This is a genomic window from Clostridium sp. BIOML-A1, from assembly GCF_009874105.1.
Lineage (GTDB): Bacteria > Bacillota > Clostridia > Lachnospirales > Lachnospiraceae > Coprococcus.
This window is the reverse complement of record NZ_WWTL01000002.1, coordinates 263454-277235: the sequence shown is the minus strand read 5'-3', so window position 1 is coordinate 277235 and position 13782 is coordinate 263454. Positions and strand designations below refer to the sequence as shown.

The 13782-nt window shown below is 40.2% G+C and carries 9 protein-coding genes; 8 read left to right on the top strand and 1 reads right to left on the bottom strand.

The genetic code is table 11. The features are described 5' to 3' along the window. From GT641_RS02775 to GT641_RS02745, 8 genes are all read left to right on the top strand, one after another. On the top strand, positions 1 to 464 hold a 464-nt coding region (locus GT641_RS02775), incomplete at its 5' end, for a polymorphic toxin type 35 domain-containing protein (protein ID WP_243143675.1). Positions 465 to 481: 17 nt separating this feature from the next. After that, complete coding sequence (locus GT641_RS02770; protein WP_161116765.1) at positions 482 to 931, top strand: hypothetical protein; 450 nt, start codon at positions 482 to 484, stop codon at positions 929 to 931. 81 nt (positions 932 to 1012) lie between these two features. Next, positions 1013 to 1981, top strand: a complete 969-nt coding sequence (locus tag GT641_RS02765) for a hypothetical protein (RefSeq protein WP_161116764.1) — start codon at positions 1013 to 1015, stop codon at positions 1979 to 1981. 14 nt (positions 1982 to 1995) lie between these two features. After that, complete coding sequence (locus tag GT641_RS02760; protein WP_044944921.1) at positions 1996 to 2529, top strand: hypothetical protein; 534 nt, start codon at positions 1996 to 1998, stop codon at positions 2527 to 2529. 313 nt (positions 2530 to 2842) lie between these two features. After that, entirely contained in the window at positions 2843 to 2977 is a 135-nt protein-coding gene (locus tag GT641_RS13275; protein WP_279282133.1) for a hypothetical protein, read from the top strand. A 239-nt stretch (positions 2978 to 3216) separates the two neighbouring features. Further along, positions 3217 to 4179, top strand: a complete 963-nt coding sequence (locus GT641_RS02755; RefSeq protein WP_161116763.1) for a cation diffusion facilitator family transporter — start codon at positions 3217 to 3219, stop codon at positions 4177 to 4179. 117 nt (positions 4180 to 4296) lie between these two features. Beyond that, on the top strand, positions 4297 to 5199 hold the full coding sequence (locus GT641_RS02750) for an SGNH/GDSL hydrolase family protein (protein ID WP_161116762.1): 903 nt from the start codon (positions 4297 to 4299) through the stop codon (positions 5197 to 5199). Between the two features lie 511 nt (positions 5200 to 5710). After that, positions 5711 to 13348: a fibronectin type III domain-containing protein gene (locus GT641_RS02745; protein ID WP_161116761.1), complete on the top strand. Its 7638-nt coding sequence runs from the start codon at positions 5711 to 5713 to the stop codon at positions 13346 to 13348. A gap of 113 nt (positions 13349 to 13461) precedes the next feature. On the opposite strand, the gene GT641_RS02740 is transcribed toward GT641_RS02745, so the two are convergent. Next, positions 13462 to 13674 carry a DUF6198 family protein gene (locus GT641_RS02740; protein WP_347562830.1) on the bottom strand — a complete coding sequence of 71 codons (213 nt, stop codon included), beginning with the start codon at positions 13672 to 13674 and terminating at the stop codon, positions 13462 to 13464. Positions 13675 to 13782 lie beyond the last annotated feature (108 nt).

The following is a 13782-nucleotide window of genomic DNA, read 5'->3' as shown; positions in this document are numbered from 1 at the left end:
TGAATTATGAAATGTGGACTGATAACCTCGATTATTTGTTTACGGGAGATTTAAGTTCTGCAGAGCAGGCAGCAGACATGATGGGCAGATTAGGTAATCTGGCTTTGGTGGAAGTATTCGTGGCAAGTCAAATTAATGGTCGATTAAATAAAATCGATAATATGTATGTCAATGGTCAGGATGCTTCTGAATGTTTAGAACAACTGAATGGTTTTAGCGATAACAAAGTAAACCATATCATTAATGGTAGTAAAAGTTCTGAACATAATTGGGAATATTTGGTTTCTGATAAAAATTGGGAGGATATAAAAAGTATAATAGTAAATGTTATGAAAACAGGCAAAGAAGGTTCATATAAGTCTGCATATAAAAAAACAGCTGTATTAAATGGCTATGAGGTTACGGTAACTTATATGAAGTCTTATGATGGAAGAATATCTATATCAAATGCATGGGTTAATTGAATATACACTGGAGGGAAATGAGTGAAATGGAAAAAAAATTTGTTAAATATATATTAGACGGACAATTTGATTTTGCTAAAGGCTTGTGTAAGGATATGGATAGGAATTTGATTAGAGATACAATTATCATATGTGCAAATGATACAGAAAATGTAACCCTGCTGTTATTTGCACAGGATATGTTTAAAACTACACAGGATATGTTCTGGTTAGACGTCTTAATTGATTTGTTATTGGGACCGTTAGCATTTTATGAGGGAGCATATCATGCGGCATATTATTATTCAAGACTTGCACTTAAAATACAAAATAGCATTGGAAATTTAGAAAGAATCCTATTTTTTTATGGACTTCCTGAACGCATTATGGATTATAGTCATGCTAAGGAATATGCAGAACTGTTATTAACAATGGACAAAAATAATAAAACAGCGAAAATGATATTAGGTCTTAATGCAAGTAGATAATGTAATACATGCAGATATGTATAGGTTGGATTAAGTTGAGGAGAAATAAGGGAAAAAGTAAGCAATATTTACGAGAGTACGGTGTGGGAGGAGCTCACAGGATACGAGAGCGTATCAACCATCAGCATACTGGCTGCGGCACAGGAGAAGGGGATAGAACTTCTGCTCATCTCATCCGCTAACATGGCGGAAGAGATGGAAAAACTGAATACAACAGACACCACAAAACAGGCAGTGACGGAAGCCGTAAACGCAGGTAAGATAGTCACAATTCCGGCAGAGGACATGACGATAGGCAGCTGGTCGGGAACAGGGTATATGGTCATAGACCCGGAGACCGGAGCAGGGGCGTATATGATATCCGGAGGGCTGAATGGGGGTTCATTATCGGCGCTTTTGACGCTTGGAGGATTATGCGCTACATTTTCTTCGGCTGCTGCAACGTCAATGTTGGTTTGGGCTGCTGTTCAATTCTTCGCACTTACGCTAACACCGTTTTCATTGGTGGCATATGGCACTATGTTGGGTTTACTTGTTGTTGCGATGATAGCGTTGAATTATGAAATGTGGACTGATAACCTCGATTATTTGTTTACGGGAGATTTAAGTTCTGCAGAGCAGGCAGCAGACATGATGGGCAGATTAGGTAATCTGGCTTTGGCAGAAGTGACACTTACAGGGTACATTAATATTCAGTATTTTTATGCTCGGTTGGCAAAAGGTGCAACACACAATAGTACCGCAACAACAGTTGTTTTGGGGAAATATAACAAAGATGGAGTATCATACATTAATGTTGCGAAGGAAAAAAATGCAACATATTTTCAATTGGATAACTGGGCAGAAATTGAAGAAATAGTTTGGAATGATAATATGTGGTATATAAATGAAAGGTTTTTAGAGCAACAGCTTTCGCAGGGAAAAAATTTTATTTTATCTCATAATCCAGCAGAAGCAGATGGGTATTTTTCAAGTGAGGTAAAATTTTTAGTAGAACATGGATATTCATTTATAAAAAATGGGGATATATGGGAAGCAATAATCAATTAGGAGCTAGAATAGTTATGAGTAATAAGAATTTTGAAGATGCCAAGGCTGTTTTTGATAAATATGATGGCAGCTATTATCAGATGGTTCGTGATGGACAATATGAAAAATATAAAAGATATTGTGTACCGAAATCTTTAGAAAAGGAATGGCTCAAAAGCAAGCAAAATGCTGAATACAAAGAATTATTAAGAAGTAAAAATATGTATAAAACAGCACATGCTTTTGATATGTATTGCCATTTTACTTCGTTACTAGGCGATAAGAATGGTATAAGAATTGCTGAAGAATATATTAGCGATAACATGACTATACAAGATACTTGGACGCTGATTAGAGAGATTAGTACCTACACAGATTTGTTGCGAGCATTTAAGGCTTTTGATCATAAGAAAAAAGCAAAGATTATTAAATTTTTAAAAGAATTGCTTGAAAGGAACATTACAATATCAGATGATTATAAGAAGGATGGTGTATTTCCAGATTATTTAACTGAGGAAAAGGTACGAGAGGACATTGTTAGACAGATAAAATACTGGAAAGTTAATTAGTGTTTGCTCGTAGCATACAAATATGAGTAGTGTTATAAAGGTATTGGATTTATAGAGGATTCGTAGTATGACCGGGCAAGTCTTCTCATAGCTGGGCTGAGATACCGGATTCAGACAGGGACAAGGTAAGCTTCGGTATAGACGGTGATGTGCTCACAAGCTTCACGGCTTCCGAGCTGTATGGGAAAAGAGTGTACTGCTCGCATACGAGCCTGCCACGGATGCAGACAAAGCTATATATGACAGCTATGACAGCATATTTGACGTACCCGCTTATGCGGTGTATATAGACACAGCAAAGACAGAGATAAAAGTGGGAGAGGAACTTCTGATAGACGGATATGCGCTGGATGATTACGGCGTGGATTCGTATGCAAAGTATACCTACGGTCAGGGCAAGGCAGGGGAGCGTCTTACTGTGACTGACATCACAGGCTGCAATCGCTAACAAATAATAGACTGCACGAAAACGTGAATTATAATAGTCAATAATAAAAAGTCTCTGTTACTGTTATATTGCAGTAACAGGGGCTTTTTGTTAGTTAATAATTAAAATTATATGTTTGCATATAATTGTGAACGATACAAAGAATCCCATTTGGTGTATGCCGGGCGGGATTTTTGTGTTATAGTGGTAGTTGTGAGATTGAAGAATAGAAAAAGATGAAAGTAAGAAAGAGAAAACAGATGAAGACAGATAATAGTACGAAGAAAAAGGACAGTGTAAAGAAAGAACGTAGGGAAAAGAAAGAACGTAGGGAAAAGAAAGAGAAACTGACGATTGAAAAGAGAATATTACAACTATCATTTCTTGGAAGTGTATTGTTTATAGTAGCGGAAGGTGTGATGGCATGGTTTACCCATTCCCATTCTTTGTGGACTGATTGTTTGTTTGATGCAGCGGATTTAGTGATGATCGGACCGTTTCTGGTGCTTGTGCCCCTGCTTTATAAACCGGTGACAGAGAAGCATCCATATGGATATGCGCAGGTAGAATCGTTGTTTTTACTGGTAAAGTACAGTGTATTATTAGCACTTACCTGCAATCTAATGGTTGAAAATATAAAGCTGTTATTACATGGTGGACATGAAGTTGATGCCGGCAGTATTGCTATATTTGAATTGCTTGTATGTCTTGGATGTGCAGGCATGTATCTGTTGCTTGGTCATTACAGTAAAAAGTATGAGTCTACGACGATCAAAGCTGAGCTTTATATGTGGAAGCTTGATGTTATAAGCAGTATGGGAGTAGCCGTAGCATTTGCAGTTCAGATGATATTGCTTACAACGAGATTTCGATTCCTGACGCCATATATTGATCCTGCAGTAGCTGTAATTATGGCACTGCTTCTTATAACAGAACCGGTAAAGGAGATTTTCCAGAGCATTAAAAATCTGATTTTATTTGCGCCGGAGGAAGATGTCTTAAATCAGATACGTGGAATCGTGGATAAACATATGAATGATTATCCCTATGAGGTTACATTCTTAGATGTTATCCAGACCGGACGGAAGCTTTGGGTCGAAGTATATATTGGAAATAAAACAGACGTTATACATATCAGCATTCTGCATCGTGTCCGAGATGAGATCAAGCAAGAACTGAAATACAAATACGATCAGGTATATATAGAGATTATACCGGATTAGGATAATACGAAAGGCTTCGGGTTGGCGCCGGGTATGTAAAATGCTAATTCGTTAGCCTGTAAATATAAAATAGTGTTATATTATAAGGGAGTATTATATAAGACAGAGGTGATCGATATGAAAAAATGGAAGGCTGCCGGACTGATCACAGTAGCCGGGGCATGTGTTATTGCAATCGTCTGGGGATTGCATGGTCGTACAAAGAATAATGCAAAATTGTTGCAGTTAGATGAGCAGGTATCGGATGATTCTGTTATATATGTTGCATTGGGAGATTCGATTACATATGGATATTCATTAGAACATGCTGAGAATGAACGATTTTCTGCAAGGATTGCTGCTTATATGAAACAACAGGGGATGCAGGTTGTCGAATGTAATCAAGGTGTAAATGGTCAGCTCAGTGACGACATGTGGCAAAATATCAAGAAAGGCAAGGTAGATCTGTTAGACCATGCTGATTATGTGACATTTTGCATTGGTACGAATGATGCACTTCTTCCGTTTGAATTCTTTGTTATGCAGTATGAAGATTATTTTTATGGATATTCCGGTGCAGGAGATGATTCTTCGCTTTGGAAAAAAATTAATAAAAAGACATTTGTCCGGGACTTTGAGGAGGCAGACCGGTCTGCGGAAGATAATCTGAATCGGTTTTATAATAATCTTTCAGATAGTATAGATCTGATCCGTAAGGCTTCGCCGGATTGCCGGATTGCGATCATGACATTATATAATCCATATCGTAATATGGATTATGAAATATCGGCAGGCGGGATAACAGTCAATATCGGACAGTATGCAGAAGAAAAGATCAGTCAGGCAAATACAATCATTAGTACAGTATGTAAAGAAAAGAATATTGTACTGGCAGATTGCTATGAAGCCTTTGCTTCATCGAATGATATTGTGCTTAATAATCAGAATGCAGAAAATTATATAGATCCGGATGATCATCCGACTGCAGTGGGACAGCAGTTGATCGCAGATGTATTTATAGAAGCATTGTTTACAAAGTAAGATGTACTCAGGCACAGTATTTTCTTACAAAATAAGATGTGATCAGAAGACAGCATTTATTTATCAAGTAAAATGGAAATAGAATAGCATTCATTCATAATAGAACAGCAGTTTAATGAATAAAAAATAGAATAGTTGAAGCACATAATAAGACATTTTCGTATGATGTTACAGTTTAAGATATGTCCGAAATTTGGGATATATTTTTATAAGGATATCATATGAAAATGTCTTTTTTTGAAGCAAGAGGGGTATAATTAATGATTTGATCCGACAATATTTGCATAACATTATGCGTTTTAAATTGTATCCGCTTCTAATCAACTAACGCAAATTGTCAGAACAAATACACATATTGTGTTTACAAGATGGATATATTTATAAAATGTATCTATTTTTCTTTCTTTTTAGAAAATATTTCGATATAATTATTATGTAACTGGAGGTTTGGATGCAGAGACAGCATTCAGAAACAAGAATAACGTTTATGTAAGAAAGGGATGATGAGAACATGAACAGAAAATGGGGAAAGAAATGGATGGCAGCAATGCTTTCGATTTCGATGGTGATCGGTATGTTTCCTGGGGTTGGAAATCCGGTCAGAGTTCTTGCGGATGAGCCGCCGGGGCAGGCGGTCACGCAGGCAGATATTTCAAATGCAGATAACAGCGGAAAGGATAAATATGGATTTAATCTGACGACACCAAGTTCATTTAATGCAAATGACGGTGAAAATCCATATGGTTCCGGCTATTCTGCATTTAATGAAAAAATGGAAGCATTTTTATGGTATCGATCCAGTGGAAAGAACCGAAATGCTGAGACGTATAACTATACGAAAAGCTCGGATATCAAGGGCTATTATGTTGGACCGGATTCGAAACGGAACAACAATGGATTTATGCAGAGCCGTACAGCATCCGGCGCAGCTGATGTCAAGTATGTAAATGTAGACGGTTATGATCCGTATGGAACCGGACGTGATAATATGGTTGCACTTGTTGGCGCATCACTGGGAAAAGATCCGCAGCTTGTTGTAGCAAGATACAGTGCATCCGGTAAAGGTCAGGAATTAAGAAAGACCTTCAGCCTTGGATCGGGTGATGATAATGACTGGCTTCGGGATAATCAGCTTGAAAAATACAGTGCCTATAAGAATTATTTTACATTAAAGGCAGGAGATTTTGATGGTGATGGAGATGAAGATATCGCAGTCTATGTTCCAAAACGTGGAGATCCGTATATTATGATCCTGGACGGAATCACCTTATCGCCGATCAGTGATAATATTTCGGTTCGTAGTTTTATGGGAAATACCGGAGCGGATATGGCAGGTAAATTTACCAATAATGGTAAGACAGCAAGAGCAACAATCAACATGTCGATAGAAACTTCGGATATCAATCGGGATGGTAAAGATGAGATCCTTCTGGTTGGTTCCTATTCGAATATCCACGATGACAGTGATGGAAAGAAGCTGCAGCAGAGAAGCTCTGTATTTGCCTGTTATAAGGTAGAGAACAAGAAACCACAGCAGATGAATAAGTATGTAATGGATAAGGATACATGCAGTGTATATATGCGTTACGCATCTGTAGCAGCAGGTGATATTGATTTTGATGGCTTCCCGGAAGTTGTAGTTGCCGGTGTATACAGTGATAATGATGGCCCGGATGGAGATAAATCCGGTTCAAATAAAAAGTATATGCTGGTAACATTGAAATACGATCCAAATGAAGAGGTGGAGACATTAATTCCATCCGGCGGAAACGTAATGGATATGTGTAATTTTGTAAATGCAGGCTTTGATAAAGATGATAATGTGCATCCGCTTCCTGCATTGACCTGTGCGGCAGTAAACGGAAGAAATGATGCGGAGCAGGTTTTCTTAGATGGTGTTTTCTGGAAGTTTGAAAATGAATCATGGAAAAAGGACTATACAGCCAAGGTATGTCAGAGCAGTGATAAAGGAATCGGCGGTTATATCATATCCGATACCTGGGTAGACGGATGTGTGGCAGGAAACTTTGATGAAAATGATCTGGGAATTGAGCAGGTTTTATATACGACCGGATATAAGCAACAGAGCTTTAACCGGTACTTTTACCGGGTGAACATGTCCGGTAAGGAACAGAACAAGGATTCATCGACCGGTATCTGTACACCGGGCAGTTATTTTGATTCGACTTCAAACGAGCTGGTGCGGCATGTCGGCATGAGTGATTTCCCATGTCTGGCGATCGCAGCAGTTGATGCGGATAAAGATACAGATGTATTTACCTTTAAGAGCAAGAAATATACATACAGTAATGTAGATATTCTGGCTATATTACAGGCTGCTCCATATTTTGGAGAGCTTCAGGATAATTATTATAATGGCAATATCGGAGAAACCTTATATGGTAAGCTATCCGGACAAGGAACGGTAACCAGTAAGACGAAAATGGCATCCATCGGAGCATATGCATCATTTTCCATCGGTTCTTCAGCATTGCAGTTCCATACGGAGGCGTCCTATACCCATGACTGGGAGTGGTCGTATGAGGATGAGCTTTCCCATGAGTATTCGATCAGTTTTGAAAATGATGGTACGAAGAATCAGGTAGTACTTTATCGAACGCCGGTTATATTGTATGAATATGTCATCACACCGGCGAATGGAAGTGCATCGTATACCATGGAGGTCGGAGTGCAGCAGCAGCCGGTCTATTCGACCATGGATGTAGATACCTTTAACCGATTTGCAGAAAGTGATGAAACTCTGCAGAATAAGGTAATTACGAAGGATATTCTGTCCAGTACGCCGGGATGTCCGGATACCTATGCGACCAGCTCGCTTGGAATGAAAGGTTTCGTTGGCTATCCGAACTGGATAGAGATCAATAATAAGGTCAATGACCAGACAACGGTAGCTATGAATATTACGGACAATACACAGAGCAGTAAAACAATGACCCAGACGAACAGCTTCGAACTGACACTTGGTGTAGAAGGTGAAATTGATGCCAAGGTAGCGAAGATGAATTATGGCGGTGGTGTCAAGCTTGGCGGTGGCTGGGGCTCCGGTAAGACAACATTTGATTATTCATCAGTATCAAAGGAAGGCGTGGTAGCTTACCCGCCGGCGACGGATTCTCAGTACAGCTTCAGTACCAAATTTGGTATCTGGCAGGCAAAGCTTGGCGATAGCAATGTTCCGATTCTTGGCTTTGTTGTAAAGAATGTCGAACAGCCGCCATCTCCACCGGAAGATATCAGTGTGGATACAGTGACCGCGGATTCCGTAACGCTTGCATGGGAAAGTGGTTATAAGAAGGCAGAGAAATATGAGATCTATCAGGTATTTAATGATGGTATTACAACCAATAAATACAGTCTGTTAGATACGATCAGTGGCGACAGTGCTTCTTACACCTATGATGGACTGAAACCATCGACGGAATATGAATTTGCACTTCGTTCAGTTGGAACAAACAGCGGAGGCGAGACTGTATACTCCGAATACACACCAGAGGTATCCGTTCATACACTGGCTGACAGTGAGAAACCGGATATCTTAAGTATGACAAATGTTCAGAGAGTTGTTGTCGGCGGTAATGCAAGCTTTGTGATCGATGCACTTCCATCTGCAAATGCAAAAGGCGGTCTGTCCTATGCATGGCAGGTTCGAAAAGCAGGTTCGGTCAATTGGGTAAACTTGACGGACAAAGAAGCTTCCGGTATAAATGGAAGCACATTGAAGCTGAATGGCATTACAGAAGATATGGATGGCAATTCTTATCGATGCGTTCTTTCTGAGCTGATAAAGGGTGTGCGGTTATATGCATATGGAGCTCCGGGTATCCTGCATGTCGGAAGAGCTGACAGTATGATGACAGCAACGATCAGCAATACACAGTCCGACAGTGCAAATAAGGGAACTAATACAGCATTTGGACAGTACACACAGACACGGACAGTTACCAATGAACGTACGGTATCGAAGACGGTAGCGGTTACGATCGGAACGCAGAAGGAGACATTTGTTCAGTATAAGAATGGTGCAGCGGTATCTGCCGTATATCCGAATGCGGTAATACCGGCATTTATCTATTTTGACAGCCAGACAAATGAATGGTATGTACTGGAAGGATATAACGAGACAGCAGGAACAGCAACTGCAAAGGTGAAATTAAATGAAGTAATACCAAATGTATTCCAGAGTGGAACAACCGGTGATGCAGCCGCTCTCTGGAACGGAGTTGATGCAGATACAATAAAGCCTGTAACAGAACAGGTGACAGAGACTGCAGCGGGCAAGACTTATTATGCATATACAGCAGTAACAGCCGATGGTGAGATATTGCTGTACAGCACGGATGCTATGTCAGAAGCAGTTACACAGTGGTATCAGTTAGAGCAGAACACAGATGGAGCAATTACAGCAAAAGCGTATGTCGGTACTGTTCAGTCCTATGTGCCTGCTTATGCCGGATATAAAGAAGAATCTGCCGGCACTACAAATCAGCAGTATATCGAGGTTGATGGAACAACCTGGTATCTGTACTGGCCGGAGGCATACGAAGGAAATAATGCTTATATCATGTATGCAAAATCCGCCGAAGCAGATCGGACTGCCGATGAGATTTATTATTATAAGACAGAGCAGACGGTAACAGATGAGAACCAGCAGGAGCAGATCGTTACAACATTTAATGAATTGAAGATCGCTACGGATGATGCCTTTTCTCTTATGGGAAGTAGTGCTTCTAACCAGTATGGTGTTACCCCTGGCGAGGTCGTTACTGTGAATGAAACATATGATACACAGGTTGAAGATATCATAAAGGGAGATCAGACAACGGTTCAGATCCATGTTGCAGAGGCAGTTACATCTTCTGTCAATATCGATAAAACAGGAATTGTAAATGTAAACTTCTTCAATAACCGAACCGGTTCCATTCGTGATATATCAACCATTGTAGATAAGAATGGTAATGCGTCTGTTGTATGGAATCCGGAAGAAGCCGGAGATTATACGGTAACTGTATCCTATGGAGGAAATACATCATTATATCCTACAGATACACAGACCGTTTATTATGTAATAGATCGTACCGATGATACGGTATACGTTCTTTCAGGCAACAATGCGGAATATGGCAATACCATTAAGTTAGAAGTCAGACAGGGAAAACGGGAAAATAATACATCCGGTAATATAACGACAGAACCGCTAGCAGCGGATGCTTCTGTATCCTATCAGGTATCCTATGTAGATGGAGATGATAAGGTTGTAACAGAAAATATAACCGGTAATACATTTACACCGAAATGGCCGGGACAGCATACATTTGCTGCGACGATAACCAGACAGAGCGGTACCAGTCAGACCAAATCATATGCGATGAAGATGCTTACTGTAAGCAAACGGCCGATCGTTATTACTGCTCCATCAAAGGATGATATATCAGAGGATGACACGGCAGATAAAGTATTAAGCCTGTCAGATGTTGATGTAAAATATGCGGGTGATGACACAGAATCCGGTATTCTGGATTCAGATGCAGCTAAATATAAGCTATCGGATCTGATAACAATAGAGGCTGAGCCGAAGTTAGATGAAAATTCGTCAGCAGGTGTTTACCAGACCGGAATCGCATGGCTTACAGTTGGAACCGAAGAAGACAGTGAGTATATAGATCTGGTAAAAGAATTCCTGAAGAAATATAACGTCACTCTGAACAGAGGAAAATATCAGATCGTATCGAACCAGTATACAGTCCGATATGAGTCTGATGGCAAGGGAACGATAAAAGGATATTGTGGAGACTCCAAAGAGCCATTTGCATCCGGAGCCGGATTAGCAGATCAGAGCAAGGTATCCTTTAAAGCAATTCCAAAGGATAATTATAAGATCAAAGCATGGAAGGTAACAGGAAGCGATGGAAATGATCTGGTTCTCGGAACTGATTATGTGGTAAATGGAGATACATTGATCATTTCAGCATTGAGCAGCAGTGTTCATGTCAGTGTATCATTTGCAGCAAAAACCTACCAGTTGAATTACGATCAGCCGGAAAACGGAAGTCTTCAGGCATATTATGTAAAGGCCGGAAACTATGGAAGCAAGATCGATACAGGTGAGACCATCCTTACGGGAAAGAGTATCCTGCTTCAGGCAGTTCCAGATGAGAATTATGTCGTAAAACAGTGGACGGTTTCTCATGGTGGTTCAGCAAAGATCCAGAAAAATACTGACGGAAGTATCTTTGCCGGAACAGAGATCACACTCGATAATGTGGAGACAGATACTGTTGTGGCTGTTGAATTTGAACCGGTAGAGACATATTTATTTGAGACAGAAGTGATCGCAGAAGATCCGGATACATCGGTTGCAGGCTGTAAGATCAATGTCTCAGAACAGGTTCAGGATGGCAAGGCAGCAAAGGGATCAACGGTGACACTTACAGCAGATCTTCCGGAATCCGTTACTGTATCAGAATGGAGAATCTATACAGATGATATACATTATACAGTTGCAGCAACCGGAGGAGATCAGTATGTAGTATCCAACGTCCAGAAGAACATGAAGATCAAGTTGGTTGTCAATATGTTCCAGATGGAAACACTTCATTTTGAAGCGGTAAATGAACAGGGACAGCAGGTAGATGATGTTGTTACGGCATGGAGCGATTCAGTGCAGATCAGCAATGATACAAAGATCGTAAAGAATCTGCCGGTTGTTATGAAAGCAGATGTACCGGAGCAGTATCAGATCTCTGCGTGGAAGCTATTTACCGGTTCAGAAGAACAGACGATCGCAACCGGAAAGGATGCGAAGGAAAGTTCATTTAACAGTGTAAACAAATCCATGCGTGTTGTACTCGTTCTGCTTGATCGTTCAACTGTCGCATATAACAGTGATAATAACGGAACACTGGAGTGTAATGTTGCATCCGGTGGTTATATTGACAGATGCCGCACAGAGGATATCGTTATGACAGCAGTACCGAAGACCGGATATGAAGTGGATCAGATCACAGTAATGATGGATGGTGCAGCTTACAGTGATATGACGGTTTCTGATATAGAAAATACAGACAATAAGCAGATCAGGATTCAGGCACCAGATACAGGCTTTGAGAAAAATGTAGAGGTTGCAGTTACTTATAAGGAGATTCCAAAGGTAGAACTTCAGTATGAGCTGGTATCAGCAGATGGAGCAAAGGCAGGAACAATAGCTGTTCATGTGGATCGCAAAAAACAGAATGATCTTATGCAGGATGTATCCGCCGGATCCGGCAGTCTTGAAGTATATCGGGACAGCACGGTTACAATGACAGCATCGGTGATCGCTGGCTACGAGATCAATGCATGGAGTATGAATGGTACAGATATCACAGCAGATGTCCGTACGAACAATACAGATCTGAGCAAACTGGTATGTACCGTTGATGAGAAGCTGTTACAGAATGTACCGATTAAGATCATGGTAACGGTTGTTAAGACGCCGGAGCCTCCGTTAGAACCGGAAAAACCGGTTGTAGAGGAACTGACTAAGAAGCAGATCGAGAAGAATTCACAGACACTTTCCAGCAAACAGAAGGTTGTCTGGACACAGAAGGGAATCCAACTGACCTGGAAAGCTGTTAAGGGGGCACAGGGATATGATGTCTATGCAGCTCCATGTAACAGAAAGAAGCTGACTGTTGTTAAGAAGATTTCAGGTGCAAAGAAGAACGCAACAGTACTGAGTAAGTATAAAGGCAAGAGTCTGAATCGGAAGCAGTCATACAGAGTCCGCGTCAAGGCATATCGTATTGTGAATGGAAAGAAGCAGTATATTGCTACAGGACTGACCCTCCATATCGCAGGTCCGAAGAACAAGACATATACAAATGTAAAGAAGATTCAGTGCAAGAAGACAGAGTATACCTTAAAGAAAGGTAAAACAGCAAAGATAACAACTAAGCTTATCTTACAGGATAACAAGAAGAAACTGTTATCCAAAGGGCATGGTGCTAAGCTTCGCTACAGCAGTACCAATAAAGCGGTTGCTACTGTAACAGCAAAGGGTACGATCCATGCAAAGAAAAAAGGAACCTGTTATATCTATGTTACTGCATTAAATGGAGTAAATAAACGGGTGAAGGTCACAGTAAAATAAAACTGTAAATTTAAGTTAAAAAAATTCCATGGTGGGGTAACACAGGAGCTTTCCGGCTCCCTGTTATCCCATTCATGGAATTTTATTTTTGGTCAAAATATTTATATAAAAATCTATTTCTTTCTGGACAGATAGGTAACAAAGATCATACGTTTATCAATGATCTGTCCGGCGATGGCAATGCCTTTTCCCATTGTAAAGGCTGCAAGGATAGTTCCGATTCCAAGACCTTTGATGTGACCGAGGAAGATACCAGTCATACATGCAGTTGTAAGCAGACAGATAACATCAAAAGAGATCTTAACAACCGAATATTTCTTCTTTATAATCTGTGACGCGACTGCTTATAAGCCTCCCTGTGTACAGAGTTTTTATGATTATGTGTCGGGAAAAAATGAAATGCAGGAAGATAAATTTATATGGAATATATAGGA